This is a genomic window from Massilia sp. H6 (genome assembly GCF_024802625.1).
Taxonomy (GTDB): Bacteria; Pseudomonadota; Gammaproteobacteria; order Burkholderiales; family Burkholderiaceae_D; genus Telluria.
The window spans coordinates 3,766,068-3,779,934 of the sequence record NZ_CP103371.1 but is presented as its reverse complement, the minus strand read 5'-3'; the positions used below and the strand labels follow the sequence as shown (position 1 = coordinate 3,779,934).

Annotated in this window: 13 protein-coding genes and 2 tRNA genes; 4 read left to right on the top strand and 11 right to left on the bottom strand. The window is 66.2% G+C overall.

Translation table 11 applies throughout. The annotated features are described in order from the left end of the window. Positions 1 to 4 precede the first annotated feature (4 nt). Positions 5 to 319, top strand: a complete 315-nt coding sequence (locus NRS07_RS16905) for a putative signal transducing protein (RefSeq protein WP_259209033.1) — start codon at positions 5 to 7, stop codon at positions 317 to 319. A 123-nt stretch (positions 320 to 442) separates the two neighbouring features. On the opposite strand, the gene NRS07_RS16900 is transcribed toward NRS07_RS16905, so the two are convergent. The 5 genes from NRS07_RS16900 to NRS07_RS16880 all read right to left on the bottom strand — a co-directional run bounded on the left by NRS07_RS16900 (position 443) and on the right by NRS07_RS16880 (position 4,595). Beyond that, positions 443 to 519: transfer RNA gene (locus NRS07_RS16900), tRNA-Met, on the bottom strand. Between the two features lie 71 nt (positions 520 to 590). After that, positions 591 to 667: transfer RNA gene (locus NRS07_RS16895), tRNA-Met, on the bottom strand. An 80-nt stretch (positions 668 to 747) separates the two neighbouring features. After that, positions 748 to 1,707 (bottom strand): tRNA (adenosine(37)-N6)-dimethylallyltransferase MiaA, encoded by a 960-nt coding sequence (gene miaA, locus NRS07_RS16890; protein WP_259209030.1) that lies wholly within the window; start codon positions 1,705 to 1,707, stop codon positions 748 to 750. Then, positions 1,704 to 3,626: a DNA mismatch repair endonuclease MutL gene (gene mutL / locus NRS07_RS16885; protein WP_259209028.1), complete on the bottom strand. Its 1,923-nt coding sequence runs from the start codon at positions 3,624 to 3,626 to the stop codon at positions 1,704 to 1,706. Before mutL ends, miaA begins: the two co-directional genes overlap by 4 nt. A gap of 27 nt (positions 3,627 to 3,653) precedes the next feature. Beyond that, a complete protein-coding gene (locus NRS07_RS16880) occupies positions 3,654 to 4,595 on the bottom strand; it encodes a peptidylprolyl isomerase (protein WP_259209027.1) in 942 nt (313 codons plus the stop codon). Between the two features lie 160 nt (positions 4,596 to 4,755). Between NRS07_RS16880 and NRS07_RS16875 the strand changes: the two genes are divergently transcribed. Further along, complete coding sequence (locus tag NRS07_RS16875) at positions 4,756 to 5,400, top strand: VTT domain-containing protein (RefSeq protein ID WP_259209026.1); 645 nt, start codon at positions 4,756 to 4,758, stop codon at positions 5,398 to 5,400. Between the two features lie 141 nt (positions 5,401 to 5,541). Beyond that, on the top strand, positions 5,542 to 6,666 hold the full coding sequence (locus NRS07_RS16870) for a carbonic anhydrase (RefSeq protein ID WP_259209025.1): 1,125 nt from the start codon (positions 5,542 to 5,544) through the stop codon (positions 6,664 to 6,666). 31 nt (positions 6,667 to 6,697) lie between these two features. Here the strand turns inward: NRS07_RS16870 and NRS07_RS16865 are convergent, their stop codons facing one another. The 3 genes from NRS07_RS16865 to tsaE all read right to left on the bottom strand — a co-directional run bounded on the left by NRS07_RS16865 (position 6,698) and on the right by tsaE (position 9,426). Beyond that, positions 6,698 to 7,504, bottom strand: coding sequence for a D-hexose-6-phosphate mutarotase (locus NRS07_RS16865; RefSeq protein WP_259209023.1), 807 nt, complete (start codon positions 7,502 to 7,504; stop codon positions 6,698 to 6,700). Between the two features lie 12 nt (positions 7,505 to 7,516). Then, the gene (locus tag NRS07_RS16860) at positions 7,517 to 8,869 is read right to left on the bottom strand and encodes an N-acetylmuramoyl-L-alanine amidase (RefSeq protein ID WP_259209020.1); all 1,353 of its coding nucleotides are present in this window, start codon (positions 8,867 to 8,869) and stop codon (positions 7,517 to 7,519) included. 74 nt (positions 8,870 to 8,943) lie between these two features. Beyond that, on the bottom strand, positions 8,944 to 9,426 hold the full coding sequence (gene tsaE / locus NRS07_RS16855) for a tRNA (adenosine(37)-N6)-threonylcarbamoyltransferase complex ATPase subunit type 1 TsaE (RefSeq protein ID WP_259213335.1): 483 nt from the start codon (positions 9,424 to 9,426) through the stop codon (positions 8,944 to 8,946). A gap of 51 nt (positions 9,427 to 9,477) precedes the next feature. On the opposite strand from tsaE, the gene queG reads away from it, so the two are divergent. Then, complete coding sequence (gene queG, locus NRS07_RS16850) at positions 9,478 to 10,572, top strand: tRNA epoxyqueuosine(34) reductase QueG (protein ID WP_259209018.1); 1,095 nt, start codon at positions 9,478 to 9,480, stop codon at positions 10,570 to 10,572. On the opposite strand, the gene NRS07_RS16845 is transcribed toward queG, so the two are convergent. The 3 genes from NRS07_RS16845 to NRS07_RS16835 all read right to left on the bottom strand — a co-directional run bounded on the left by NRS07_RS16845 (position 10,567) and on the right by NRS07_RS16835 (position 13,685). Beyond that, positions 10,567 to 10,947, bottom strand: a complete 381-nt coding sequence (locus tag NRS07_RS16845; RefSeq protein WP_259209017.1) for a DUF3052 family protein — start codon at positions 10,945 to 10,947, stop codon at positions 10,567 to 10,569. The genes queG and NRS07_RS16845 overlap by 6 nt on opposite strands. A gap of 132 nt (positions 10,948 to 11,079) precedes the next feature. Further along, positions 11,080 to 11,661, bottom strand: a complete 582-nt coding sequence (locus NRS07_RS16840) for a response regulator transcription factor (RefSeq protein ID WP_259209015.1) — start codon at positions 11,659 to 11,661, stop codon at positions 11,080 to 11,082. Between the two features lie 47 nt (positions 11,662 to 11,708). After that, complete coding sequence (locus NRS07_RS16835; protein ID WP_259213332.1) at positions 11,709 to 13,685, bottom strand: PAS domain S-box protein; 1,977 nt, start codon at positions 13,683 to 13,685, stop codon at positions 11,709 to 11,711. Positions 13,686 to 13,867: the final 182 nt, after the last annotated feature.

Here is a 13,867-nt window from a genome sequence, read left to right as displayed (position 1 = left end):
CAGCATGGATCACATCGCACTGAACGCCTGGCTGGCAGCCAATCCGGAAACCGTGCAGATCCCGGGACGCGACCTGTTCGTCGTCGCCAAGTACCTGATTCCGATGGAAGCGACGCTGGCGCAGGGCTGCCTGGTGGCCTCAGGCATCCCGGCCGTCCTGGCCGACGCGCACCTGATGCAGACCGACCTGCTGCTGGCGCCGGCGCTGGGCGGAGTGCGCATCCTGGTGCCGCAAGAGTATCTGCAGCAGGCCGCGGCCGTGCTGGCAGGGCTGGCGCGGGGCGACTATGCGCTGGACGAGTCCTTTGTTCCCGATTAAGCGTGTGCCGAAACGACAAGCCAGGCGCGCCCGGGCTACCGAGAGCAAAGTCCCGGGTGGCGGCAAGAAGCTTTCAACCAGAAACGAAAATGGCCCGGTTCTGGTGAACCGGGCCATTTTTTCTGGTGGTGATAGGTGGACTTGAACCACCGACCCCAGCATTATGAGTGCTGTGCTCTAACCAACTGAGCTATATCACCGAAACTCGTACTTGAAACGGTAAAGCAAAATGGCCTGACTCTTGGGAGCCAAGCCATCTGCAGGAAATTCTTGGTGGTGATAGGTGGACTTGAACCACCGACCCCAGCATTATGAGTGCTGTGCTCTAACCAACTGAGCTATATCACCGCAACGGCAGGCATTATCCGATCTGGCGCGCGGCCTGTCAAGGCTCGACGCCGCATCGCAACAAAAACCAGCTCACGATGTCATTTCCCCAAGCTGTCCAACTGCTTCTGCATGGCCTGCGTCGGATCACTACCGAGGCAGTCTAACACGATCCGGTCCGGCATTGCGCGCAGCCAGGTGAGCTGGCGCTTGGCCAGCTGGCGCGTGGCGATGATGCCCAGCTCGCGCAGCCCGGCGCGGTCTATCGTGCCGTCGAGGTAGTCCCAGGCCTGGCGGTAGCCGACGCAGCGCATCGACGGCAGCTGCGGCGCCAGGTCGCCGCGGGCGCGCAGGCGCGTCACTTCGGCTACCAGGCCCTCGTCGTCGCGCGTGCCCAGCATCTGGTCGAAGCGCAGCGCAATCCGCTTGTGCAGCACGGCGCGGTCGGACGGCTCCAGCGCAAACGAGACCAGCTCGAACGGCAGCTCGGGCTTCGCGCGCTTGCCCAGCAGTTCCGACATTGGCCTGCCGGTCAGTTCGATGATCTCGAGCGCGCGGTTGATGCGCTGGGCGTCGTTTGGCGCCAGGCGCGCGGCGGTGACGGGGTCGAGCGCGCCCAGCCGGGCGTGCATGCCGGGCCAGCCGATGGCCGCCGCGTCGCGCTCGATGGCGGCGCGCACCGCCGCATCGGCGGTTGGCAGGTCGTCCAGGCTGTCGGTCAGGCCCTTGAAATACATCATGGTGCCGCCCACCAGCAGCGGCAGCGCGCCGCGTGCGCTGATCTCGCCGACCAGGCGCAGGGTGTCGATCCTGAACTGCATCACCGAATAGGCGTCGAGCGGATCGATGATGTCGATCAGGTGGTGCGGCGCGCTGGCCAGTTCTTGCGCGGTCGGCTTGGCGGTGCCGATGTCCATGCCGCGGTAGACCAGGGCCGAATCGACCGAGATGATTTCCACGGGGCGGGTGCGGGCGATCGCCAGCGCGGCCGCGGTCTTGCCCGAGGCGGTCGGGCCCATGATGGCCACTGCCATCGGCTTGTTGCCGGTCGAGTTCATCATTGACCGCGCAGGAACAGCTTGTCGAGCGCGGCGATTTCGAGCTGTACCCAGGTCGGGCGGCCGTGGTTGCACTGGTCGGAGCGTTCGGTGGTTTCCATCTGGCGCAGCAGGGCGTTCATTTCCTGGATGCCCAATACGCGGTTGGCGCGCACGGCGGTGTGGCAGGCGAGCGTGCCGAGCAGCTCGTTGCGGCGCTCGATCAGCACACGCGAGCCGCCATATTCGCGCACGTCGCGCAGCACGTCGCGCGCCAGTGTCTGGGCGTCGGCATTGCGCAGCAGCGTCGGCACGGTGCGCACCGCCAGCGTGGTGGGCGACAGCGCGGCGATGTCGAAGCCCAGCGTTTTCAGTGTCTCGGCGTGCTCTTGCGCGGTCGCTACCTCGACCGCGTCGGCGAAGAAGGTCACCGGGATCAGCATCTGCTGCACCTGCAGGTCTTCGCCTTCGAGGCGGGCGTCGAGCGCATTCTTGATCTGCTCGTACAGGATGCGTTCGTGCGCCGCGTGCATGTCCACCAGCACCAGGCCGCGGGTGTTCTGCGCCAGGATGTAGATGCCGTGCAGCTGGGCCAGTGCAAAGCCGAGCGGGAAGTCGTCGTTCGTCAGAGGGCGCTCGGAACCCGACAGCGGCATCGCCGCCGGGGCCGACCTGGCCGTTTCCCCGGCCGCGAACAGCGCGCCGTAGGCTTCGGTGCCCTGCGCCACGCCGCCATGTGCAGCCTGCGGGCGGCGCTCGTCCCAGCGGCTGCCCGGCGCGAACGGCGACGGCGAGAAGGTGGGCGCGAGCTGCGCGCCGAACGACGTCTGCTCGTGCGGGCGCGGCGCCGGACGTGCATCCCACAGCGGCGTGCCGGACGGCCGCATTGCCCCGAATTCGGCCGCCGACACCGGCGCCGGGGCGCTGCCGTGCGCGGTGGCCGAGGTTTGCGCCAGCGTGCGCTGCACCGCATGGAACACGAACTGGTGCACCGCGCGGCTGTCGCGGAAGCGCACTTCGATCTTGGACGGGTGCACGTTGACGTCCACCAGCGCCGGATCGAGTTCGAGCGACAGCACATAAGACGGGAAGCGGTCGCCGTGCAGCACGTCCTGGTAAGCCGCGCGCACCGCGTGCACCAGCAGCTTGTCGCGCACGAAGCGCCCATTGACGTAGAAGAACTGGCCATCGGCGCGCGCCTTCGATGCGGTCGGCAGGCCGACATAGCCGCGCAGCAGCAGCGGGCCGGCGCCTTCTTCGAGCGCCAGGCGTGCTTCGGCGAAGTCGTTGCCGAGGATCTGGGCGCTGCGCTTGGCCGCTTCGCCCACGTTCCAGTGGTCGATGGTGCGGCCGTTGTGCGTCAGGCTGAACGAGACGTCCGGGCGCGACAGCGCGATGCGGCGCACGACTTCGGCGCAATGGCCGTATTCAGTCTGTTCTGATTTCAGGAACTTGCGCCGCGCCGGGGTGTTGAAATACAGGTCCTGCACATCGATGGTGGTGCCAAAGGCGCCGGACGAGGGGGCGACGACGCCCTCGTGCGAGCCGACGATCTCGTAGGCATGCGCGGCGTCGGGCGTGCGCGAAGTCACGCGCACCGCGGCGACCGAGGCAATCGAGGCCAGCGCCTCGCCCCGAAAGCCCAGCGTGCCGACGTTCTCCAGGTCGGTGAGCGACGCGATCTTCGAGGTGGCGTGGCGGGCCAGCGCCAGCGGCAGTTGTTCGGGCGCGATGCCGCGGCCGTTGTCGGTAATGGCGATACGCTTGACGCCGCCTTCTTCGAGGCGCACGGTGATCTGCGTGGCGCCGGCGTCGAGCGCATTCTCGAGCAGCTCCTTGACCACCGCTGAGGGCCGCTCGACGACCTCGCCGGCGGCTATCTGTGAGATTAGCTGGTCAGGCAGCTGCTGGATCGGGCGGGTGGTGGGGACGGGCGCGTTCATGCCCGGATTATATCCCGCCCCCGGTGCTTATTTCTGCTCGCGGACCGGGATCGGTGCACTGCACAGGTCGATCTTGCCGGCCGCGACCTTGGTCCACGGGCCGCCGCGGTTGCGCTGGGCGTCGACCGCCGCCTGGTAGGCGGCGCTGTCGGTGCGCATCACCTCGAAACGGCTGCGTTCGGCTTCAGGAAGGTCGGCCGCGATGCGCACCGCCTTGATCGGCATGCGCTGTTCGGGCTTGTCGTAGAAGCCCGAGGCGGCGGTGCCGCGCGGCTGGCTCGAGAGCAGCGCCATGCCCGAGATCACGCGCCCGACCACGGTAATGTTGCGGTCGAGCTGGCGCGGCGCGTGGCCGATGACGACGTACAGTTGCGAGCCGTTGCCGGTATCGGCACCCTCGTCGCGCGCCACGCCCACCATGGCCGGGCAATGGGTCAGCCAGGTGCGGCCGCTCGCCGGATCGCGCGCAGCCGGGAACCCGTTGGCGTGGCCCACCTGGGGGGCGTAGACGTCGCCGTCTTTCAGGCGAGTAAAGTTGCCGGCGTCCTTGATAGAAGCGGTGAACTCGGCTTTCACCGTCTTGGCGGCCTTGAAGGGCTTGGGGTTGTCTTCGTCCGGGTCGCCCCACTGCACCACAAAGCCTTCTTGCGAGCGGATGATGAACAGGCCATCGAAATAGCGTTCGCGCACCAGCGCGCGGATGTTGGCAGCGGTCGCCGGCGCGAACGCGGGCGCCAGTTCCAGGATCACGCGGCCGGTGGGCAGTTCCATGTACAGCGTGTTTTCCGGGTCGAGTGCGCGCCAGTCGGACGGGCCGGAGGCCTTGATCACGTCGGCCAACGAAGGCCTGGGCGGCAACGGCTGCGCTGCGGGCTTGGCCGGCGCGGCGTGCACACTGGCAGTGGCCAGCAGCGCCAGCAGCGCCAGCGCGCCCGTGGCCATGCTTGGGGTGGTGAAGAAAGCGCTCATCGGGTCTCCGTCTGCTGTGTTTTAATGCAACGATTGTAAGCGGGAACATGGCAGGAACCCAAAGCCCCCGGCTGCGGCCAGTTCGACCGTCAGTCTGTGCGAGGCGGGGTTTTGGCAGGCTCAGTAATGGTATGATGCGCCGCTACCTTTTAGGAAAATTATGGACCTGATGCAATTTTTCGACATGATCCTGCATGTCGATAAGACGCTGGGCACGCTGCTGGCCCAGTACGGAACCTACGTGTACATCGTGCTGTTCCTGATCGTGTTTTGTGAAACCGGCCTGGTGCTCCTGTTTTTCTTCCCTGGAGATACCCTGCTGTTCATTGCCGGCGCCTTCTGCGCCACCGGCCAGATGAGCTATCCGCTGCTGATGGTGCTGTTGATCATTGCGGCCGTCACCGGCAATACCCTGAACTACTATATTGGCCAGGCCATTGGCCACCGGGTGTTTACGCATAATTACCGGTGGATCAACAAGGACGCGCTGCAGCGTACCCACAATTTCTTTGAAAAGCATGGTGGCAAGACCATCATTCTGGCGCGCTTCGTGCCGGTGGTGCGTACCTTCGCGCCTTTCGTGGCCGGCGTGTCGGAAATGACCCATGCGCGCTTCCAGTTCTATAACGTCAGCGGCGCGGTGCTGTGGGTAGTGAGCCTGGTGACGGCTGGTTACTTCTTCGGAAACATCCCGATCGTGCGCGACCACCTGACCGAAATCGTGCTGGTTGGCGTCTCGGCGGCGATCGTGCCATTGGCCGTTGGCGGCCTGTATAAATTCGGCCGCCGCATGCTGAGCCGATGAACGGTCGCTGATTGGCCAATCGGCAAGCCTCATTGTCATCCTGCCAGCGCCCCGATATTTCGGGGCGTTGTCGTATGTGCGTACTCAAGTTTTGGGGCCTAATTGCCGATAAGCATTAAGACTGCCCACTTCTGGAATCTCATGCGCCACCTTATCGCCCAGTTCGCTTGCAGCCTTGCCATGACCATGGCCATGGCCTCGGCAAGCGCGAGCGACCCCGCTCCAACATCCGCCAAGCCTGCGGCCGACGCACCGGCGGCGGCTGCGGCCAGGTCCGCCAGCGTCAGGGCCATCCTCGAAGGCAAGCCGACGCTGCCGGTCACGCCCCAGGCCAAGCCCGACATGAAGGCGATGGCCGCCGCCGCCGATGCCGCCTTGGCGCGCACCAAGGCCAGTGCTGCTGCGGCGCCGGCCGTCACCGAAGACCAGGCCGAAGTCGACCTGTCGGTGCGCATTGCCGAGCGCCTGGCCGAACTGCGCGTCCAGCAGCAGGCGCGCGCCGCCAAGGCAGCCGCCGCCAGGCGCGCCGCCGACATCCGGCGCCGCAAGGAAGCCGAAGCCGCGATCGCGGTGGCCAGCAAGCCGAAGAACGGCACCCACTGGAGCTATGAGGGCGAATACGGGCCGGCCAACTGGTCGAACATCAATGATGGCTGGGCCAAGTGCGCCACCGGCAACCGCCAGTCGCCGATCGACCTGCGCGACGGCATGAAGGTCGACCTGGAACAGATCGGCTTTGACTACCATCCGAGTTCGTTCACCGAGATCGACAACGGCCACACCATCCAGGTGACGGTTGGCGGCGGCAACTTCCTGACGGTCGGCAACCAGACCTATGAGCTGCAGCAGTTCCACTTCCATCGCCCGTCGGAAGAGCGCATCAACGGCAAGGGCACCGAGATGGTGATCCACCTGGTGCACCGCAGCTTCGAGGGCAGGCTGCTGGTGCTGGCGGTGCTGCTCGAGCGCGGCAAGGCCAATGCGCTGATCCAGACCGTATGGAACCACCTGCCCCTGGAAAAGAAGCAGCCGGTGTCGCCCTCGATCCTGATCGACGTGAACGAAGCACTGCCAGAAAAGCGCGAGTATTTCACGTACATGGGATCGCTGACCGAGCCGCCCTGTACCGAAGAGGTGTTGTGGATCGTCATGAAGCAGCCGATGCAGGCCTCGCCGGCGCAGATGGCGCTGTTCTCGCGACTGTATCCGTTCAATGCCCGGCCGGTGCAGAAAAATAATGGCCGGATCATCAAGGAATCGAACTGAGGGCGGACGGGGCCGGCCCCGGCCCCGGCGCTCAGCTCAGCCGATAGGTCCCGCTCCAGCTTTGCCCCGGCTCCAGCGTGAACGGATCGAGCAGCGCCGGTTCGATGCACACGAAACGCTGGTACTCGTCATTGTCCATGTCCGACAGCGCCGCCGCATCGACCGGCCCCGGATTCCACACCACCGCATCGCGAAAGCCGGTTTGCTCGATGGTCAAGGTGCCCGCGCTGGATGTCAGGGTGGCCTGGCCCGGAACGTTGCGGTAGATTTCGTCGAGTGCGTCGAGTATCGATATCTGGTCCGCTGACACGCCTTCGATGCGTACCTCGCAGATGTCCGGCACCAGGTGGTAGGTGTGCAGCGCCGCCGCGAACGGGAACGGGGCGGCCCCCAGGTTGCGCACCGTGAGTACCATCGAGAGCTCGTTGGCGCGCACCGCGACGCGCAGGCCCAGCATGAACTGGTGCGGCCATGCATCGGCGACGGTAGGGGGCAGGTCGCCCAGCGCCAGGCTGAAGCTGGCCCAGGCCGCGCCGGGCATGTCACTGTCGTCCAGGCCGCTGTCTTCCAGCCGCCAGGTCACCACCCGTGCGAAGCCGTGGCGCATGCCGCTACCCTGTTCGGCGAACTGCGGAAAAATCACCGGCACGCCGCCGCGGATCGCTTTGCTGCCATCGAGTGCCGACCTGGCACTGCAGAACATGCGCTCCTGGCCGTCCGCGCCCTTCCACGAGACCAGGTGCGCGCCATACAGCGTCACGGTGGCTTCGGCGCCGTCCGGGGCGCTGATGCGAATTGCGGGCAGCTGGCCGACGGTAGCGTGGGTGGCGAGGGTCATGACGGCTCCGGGTCAGGTCTGGCGGCTCTTGGCCATGGGCGGGTTGGCGGCGAAATAGCGTTTGATGCCGTTGGTGATGGCCTCGGCCAGCTGGTTCTGGTAGCCCTCGTCGCGCAGCTTGGCTTCTTCTTCGCGGTTCGAGATGAAGGCGGTTTCGACCAGGATCGACGGAATGTCCGGCGCTTTCAGCACCGCAAAGCCGGCCTGTTCGACCGCGCTCTTGTGCAGCCGGTTGATGCCGCCGATTTCGCGCAGCACCGCGTTGCCCAGTTTCAGGCTGTCGTTGATCTGGGCCGTCGTCGACAGGTCGAACAGCACGCTGGCGAGCAGCTTGTCCTGGGTCGCGACATTGGTGCCGCCGATCAGGTCGGCCTTGTTCTGGTCGTTCGCCAGCCAGCGCGCCGCGCTCGAGCTGGCGCCTTTTTCGGACAGCACGAACACCGACGAGCCGCGCGCGGTGGGCGACACAAAGGCGTCGGCATGGATCGAGACGAACAGGTCGGCCTGTACCTTGCGCGCCTTTTGCACGCGCTGGCCCAGCGGCACGTAGTAATCGCCGTCGCGGGTGAGCATGACGCGGGTATTGGGCAGCTGTTCCAGCCTGGCTTTGAGGCGCTTGGCGATGGCCAGCACGATATCTTTTTCGTAGGCCCCGGTGGCGCCAATCGCGCCCGGGTCTTCGCCGCCGTGGCCCGGGTCGAGTGCGATCGTCACCATGCGCACGACCTTCGGCAGCGATGGGGTGGCGCCGGGCTGGCGGCTCGATGGCGGCGGCTGCACCGCATGCGGCGGCGCGGTGCCGTCCAGGGCCGACATCTTCGCTTCGAGCTTGGCGATGGCGTCCGGTCCGGCTTCGGTCTGCGCCGGCGGCGCGGCCGCCAGCGGCGAGGCGGGATTGGCGCCGCCCGCGGCGCTGGCAATGGCGCCGGTGGCTGGCGCTGGTAGCGTGTCATCCACGCTCCATTCGCCTTTTTCGATCATCGCCGTGATCGGATCGACCGGCCGGGTCGGATACAGGTCGAAGATCAGGCGGTGCTGGTAGCCCGCCACCGGCGCCAGCGTGAACACCTGCGGCTTGATTTCTTCTTTCAGATCGAACACCAGGCGCACCACGTTGGGACGGTTCTGGCCGACCCGCACCTGCTTGATGTAGGGGTCGTTCGCTTCGACCTTGGCCACCAGGCTTTTGAGCGTACCGGACAGGCCGAGGCCTTCGATATCCACGACCAGCCGCGGCGGGTCGGGCACCAGGAAGTGTTCGGTCTTGAGATTGCTGTCGTTTTCCAGCGTCACGCGGGTGTAGTCGGGCGCGGGCCAGACCCGCACGGCGAGAATCTGCGCGGCGCTGGCCGGCAGCGGCGACATGACCGACAGCAGCAGGGTGCCCCCGGCCTTGAGCAGTGTACGGCGGCGCGGTGATCCCGAACGATGGGCTGAGTTCAGGATGGGGAGTAGGCGAGGCGATCGAGGCATAGCAGGCCTAATTTGGACAACGGCTGCAATTCTACCTCACGGCCGAGACCGCTGACGTTCAGCAGCACCCGGACGTCGGGCGGCGGCAATACCGGTTCACCCTTTTCGGGCCATTCGACGATGCACACGTTGTGGCCGTCGAAATCGTCGCGAAAACCCGCATCCAGGAATTCTTCCGGGCTGGACATGCGGTACAAGTCGTAGTGGATCACGTTCAGCGGCTGGCCGTCGACCTGCACGCGGTAGGGTTCGGACAGCGTATAGGTGGGACTCTTGACCGTGCCGGTATGGCCGGCGGCCTGGATCAGGGCGCGCGTGAGCGCGGTCTTGCCGGCGCCGAGGTCGCCGTGCAGGTAGATCACCAGGCCGGGCACGAGTGCGCGCGCCAGCGCCGCGCCCAGTGCGGCGGTGGCGGATTCGTCGGGGAGATAGGCTTTGAAAGACTGCATCGCATAAAATAGCATGTTGGGCGCGACCCGCGCCGTGTTGTTCATCCCGCCATGCCGACCATCTCTCCAGACTCGCCCGAACTCGCCCATGCCATCAAGGCCTGGGGCGCGGAACTCGGATTTGCCGACGTGCGCATCGCCGACATCGATCTGGCGCATGCGCAAGCCGGTCTGCAAGCCTGGCTCGATGCCGGCTGCCATGGCGAGATGGATTATATGGCAAGCCACGGCATGAAGCGCGCCCGCCCTGACGAACTGGTGCCGGGCACGCTACGCGCCATCGTGGTGCGCATGGATTACCTGCCAATGGCGCGCGGGCCGCAGTGGCGTGAACAAGAAGCTGCGCGCCAGCGCGAACCCGGCGCCGCCGTGGTGTCGGTGTATGCCAGGGGCCGCGACTACCACAAGGTGTTGCGCAACCGCCTGCAGGCGCTGGCCGAGCGCATCGAGGCGGCAGTGGGCGTGCTGGGCTACCGCGTATTTACCGATTCGGCGCCGGTGATGGAGTTGCCGCTGGCGGAAAAAGCCGGCCTGGGCTGGCGGGGCAAGCACACCCTGCTGCTGTCGCGCACGGCCGGCTCGACCTTTTTCATCGGCGAGATCCTGGTCGACATCGCGCTTCCGGTCGACCCGCCCGTGGATGGCCACTGCGGCAGCTGTCAAGCCTGCATCGACGTCTGCCCGACCCAGGCGATCCTTGGCCCTGGCCGGCTCGATGCACGGCGCTGCATTTCCTATCTCACCATCGAGCTCAAGGGCAGTATTCCGGAACAACTGCGCCCGCTGATCGGCAACCGCATCTACGGCTGCGACGACTGCCAGCTGGTCTGCCCGTGGAACAAGTTCGCGCAGCGTGCGGCGGTGCCGGATTTCGACGAACGCAACGGTCTGGGCGACGCCGACCTGGTCACGCTGTTCGCCTGGGACGAAAGCGAATTCCAGCGCCGCATGGAAGGCAGTCCGATCCGGCGCATCGGGCACGAGCGCTGGTTGCGCAACTTGGCAGTGGGACTCGGCAATGCTGCCGCGGCCCCTGCCGGCAAGGGCGACGCCGCCATCGTGGCGGCGCTGCGCTCACGCGCCGGCCACCCCTCGGCGCTGGTGCGCGAGCACGTGGCCTGGGCGCTCAGCCGCCATGCCTTATAGCGCGATGCGCTTGAGGCGCAGGGCCGACCAGTCGAGGTCGAGGGAAATCATCGCCACCCCGGTAATGCCGTTTTCCCTGGCGTAGGCATTGATCGAATCGCGGTTGATGTCGGTGGCCTTGGAGGCGCTCTGCTTGAGGTAGGCAATCCACAGCGATCCCTTGTCGCCCAGGCGTTCTTTGGCGATTGGCAAATATTGCTCGAGATCCTTGCGGTTCATGGCGAACAGCAAGACCACGTCGACTGGATCGTCGCCTTCTTTCTGGAGCTCGGCGGGCATCTGCGCCACCATCGAGGGATGCACCTGGCCGTTGATGATCTGCATCGACTTCACCGTCTTCAGGAACATCTTGTCTGCAACTGTTTTTTCGCTCATGACGACTCCTTCATGCGTGCACCGCGGCAGGCAAGCCTGTGGCGCGTTCGGGTGCATTTTACAAGGCTTCGTTCAATTGGCCGGGACGCTAGGGATGCGTTTGCGAGAGGGAAATATTCAACCTGCGCTGCGCTACTTGAGCAGGCCAGCGAGCTCTACCGCGGTCTTCACCTGCATCTTGTCGAAGATATGCGCGCGGTGCACCTCGACCGTGCGCATGCTGATGCCGAGCTTGTCGGCCACGACCTTGTTCATCATGCCGGCCAGGATCAGCCCGAGCACTTCGCGTTCGCGCCCCGACAGCGTAGCCAGGCGCGCCTGGACCACGCCCGCCGCGGCCGCCTTGCGCGAGGCAGACAAGGCTTCTTCCACCCGGTCCATCAAGACGTTGTCGTTGAACGGTTTTTCAAAGAAATCGAAGGCGCCGCGCTTGAGCGTATCGACTGCCATCGGCACGTCGCCGTGGCCGGTCAGGAAAATCACCGGCAGGCGTGCGACCAGGCCAAGTTTTGCCAACTGGTCAAATACCGCGATGCCGTTCATGCCGGGCATGCGCACGTCGAGCAGCACGCAGTCGCCCTCGGGCTCGGGTGTCGTGGCGGCGGCCAGGAACTCCTCGCCGCTGGCATAGCCCCGCGCCGGCAAGCCGCGCGACTGCGCCAGCCAGGCCAGCGCGTCACGGATGACGTCTTCGTCGTCGACGATGTGCAGCATGTGGTGTCTCCAGCCCGGGGTGTCCCGGTGTTTTCGTGAGGCGGATTTTAGCCCGGCGCCGCGCTTGCCGCCTGGGCTTGCAGCGCAAACGTGAACATGGTGCCGCCGCCCGGATTGGGCGCGTGGTCCAGGGTGCCGCCATGGAACTCGATCGCGGTGCGGCAAATCGACAGGCCCATGCCCATGCCTTCGGCCTTGGTCGTGTAAAAGGGCGAGAACAGGCCGGCCGCCACCTCGGGCGCAATGCCATGGCCGCGGTCGATCACCGAGACCAATACCTGTCCTTCGGCCTGGTGCGCGGCGATGCGCAGCACGCGCTGGTCCGGCCGGGTATCGTGCATCGCCTCGATCGCATTGCGCGTCAGGTTCAGCAGCACCTGCTCGAGCAGCACGCGGTCGGCCAGTACCGGCGGCAGCTGCGGCGCCAGTTCGGTGCGCAGCACCACGCTGGCCTGGCGTGCCTGCAGCTCGACCAGCGCATGCACGCCATCGATCACGCTGCGGATCGTTACCAGTTCGCGCAGCGGCTCGCGCTTTTTCACGAATTCGTGCACGCTGCGGATGATCTGGCCGGCGCGCTGGGCCTGCTGGCGCGCCCCGTCCAGCGCATGCCTGAGCATGCCGGGGTTGAGCGGCTCGCCCGCCTGTCCGGCGCGCTCGAGCACATTGAGCGCGCCCGCGGTGTAGCTCGAGATCGCCGCCAGCGGCTGGTTCAGTTCGTGCGCCAGCATCGATGAGATCTCGCCCATGGTCGCCAGGCGCGCGCTGGCTTCGAGCTTTTCCTGCTGCTGGCGGTTGAGCTTCTCGGCGCGCTTGCGGTCGGTGATGTCCAAAACCGAGCTCATCCATCCGGTCTGGCGGCCGTCGGCGTCCACCAGCGGTGCCTCGAACACCAGCACCGGCACCCGCTCTCCGTCGGGGCGCTGGAACACGGTCTCGAACTGCGGCGTGATCGTTCCCGACAGCACGCCGCGAAAGCGTTCTTCGTACTCGGCCATTACTTCCGGCGCCCAGTAGGCCATCGGCGGCTGCTTGCCGACCAGTTCTTGAGGCGGCAGGCCGACGATTTCGCAGAATGCGCGGTTGACATAGGTGACACGGCCTTCCAGGTCGCGTGCGCGCAGGCCGGTGATCAGGGAGTTTTCCATCGCGGTACGAAAGGCCATCTGCTGGCGCAGCGCGCTTTCTGCCGCCAGGGTGCGCGAGATGTGGCGCCACAGCGCGCCCAGGCTCAGCACCAGGCCCAGCGCCAGCACGACGACCGACCCGACCAACAGGTTCGGCAGCAGCTTGGGCGCGCTTTTCACGCTGTTGGTGGACAGCGCCACCAGTGCGCCGGGCAGGTCGAGCTCGCGCCGGTGCGTGTAGACGCCGCGACCGGGACCGCCGGAGGCGCGCCGCGCCACGGGACGCTCGTCGCGATCGAGCAGGGTAAGCGCATTGTCTTGCGCGAACCACCACGGCACGGCTTCGTCGAGCAGCACCTGCAGGCTGTAGGTGGCGATCAAGCTGCCGGCAGGGCGGCCGTCTGCCTGCAGGGGCAAGTAGAAGTCGATGACGCCGGGCGAAGCCGGGCTGGCACCATAGGGTTCGCTGTAGCGGGCACGGCGGGTGGCGCCGGCCACATCGGCCGCTACCCGGGTCGGCAGCGGCAGGGCGGCGGGCGGCTCCAGGCCGTGGCTGGCCAAGACCCGGCCATTGGCGTCATACCAGACCACCCGCACCAATTCGCGCCCGTTATTGAACATCTGCTTGAAGCGCGCCTGCAGCGCTGGCTGGGAAGGGGGGAGTCGGACCAGGTCGGCACCTAGCACCGCCAGCGCTTCTTCGCTGCGCGCCAGTTCGAAGCGCAGCGTCTGCTCGACCCACAGCGTGTCGGCAATGAGTTGCTCCTGGCGCTCGGTTGCCTCCATCTGGCGTGCCTGCCAGGGTAGCCAGATCAGTACGGCCAGGAACAGCAGCACCAGCAGCACGGGCGTGAGCCAGCGCCACGAACGCACGCGCTCGGTGGCGGGCGACACCATGGCCGAATGCGCGGGCGGCGAGTCCGACGGCGGCTGCGCCGCTCGGGCATGCGGGAAAATCTTCAAGGGGTCCATACTCCGTTACACTGGCGGGCGATTGTGGAAGTCCACGATGGCGGCTTCACTCCAGGCCGCGCAGACTGGACCCATTCTAATGCCATCATCCCGAAGAGCCGACCCCG

Excerpts from the sequence above, each read along its gene's own strand:
- miaA (WP_259209030.1), bottom strand. The coding sequence starts at position 1,707 with ATGATGAACTCGACCGGCAACAAGCCGATGGCAGTGGCCATCATGGGC.
- NRS07_RS16880 (WP_259209027.1), bottom strand. The coding sequence starts at position 4,595 with ATGAGCGCTTTCTTCACCACCCCAAGCATGGCCACGGGCGCGCTGGCG.
- NRS07_RS16875 (WP_259209026.1), top strand. The coding sequence starts at position 4,756 with ATGGACCTGATGCAATTTTTCGACATGATCCTGCATGTCGATAAGACG.
- NRS07_RS16835 (WP_259213332.1), bottom strand. The coding sequence starts at position 13,685 with ATGGTGTCGCCCGCCACCGAGCGCGTGCGTTCGTGGCGCTGGCTCACG.
- NRS07_RS16870 (WP_259209025.1), top strand. The coding sequence starts at position 5,542 with ATGCGCCACCTTATCGCCCAGTTCGCTTGCAGCCTTGCCATGACCATG.
- mutL (WP_259209028.1), bottom strand. The coding sequence starts at position 3,626 with ATGAACGCGCCCGTCCCCACCACCCGCCCGATCCAGCAGCTGCCTGAC.
- NRS07_RS16860 (WP_259209020.1), bottom strand. The coding sequence starts at position 8,869 with ATGTCGCCGCTGCCGGCCAGCGCCGCGCAGATTCTCGCCGTGCGGGTC.
- queG (WP_259209018.1), top strand. The coding sequence starts at position 9,478 with ATGCCGACCATCTCTCCAGACTCGCCCGAACTCGCCCATGCCATCAAG.
- NRS07_RS16840 (WP_259209015.1), bottom strand. The coding sequence starts at position 11,661 with ATGCTGCACATCGTCGACGACGAAGACGTCATCCGTGACGCGCTGGCC.
- NRS07_RS16865 (WP_259209023.1), bottom strand. The coding sequence starts at position 7,504 with ATGACCCTCGCCACCCACGCTACCGTCGGCCAGCTGCCCGCAATTCGC.
- tsaE (WP_259213335.1), bottom strand. The coding sequence starts at position 9,426 with ATGCAGTCTTTCAAAGCCTATCTCCCCGACGAATCCGCCACCGCCGCA.
- NRS07_RS16905 (WP_259209033.1), top strand. The coding sequence starts at position 5 with ATGGATCACATCGCACTGAACGCCTGGCTGGCAGCCAATCCGGAAACC.
- NRS07_RS16845 (WP_259209017.1), bottom strand. The coding sequence starts at position 10,947 with ATGAGCGAAAAAACAGTTGCAGACAAGATGTTCCTGAAGACGGTGAAG.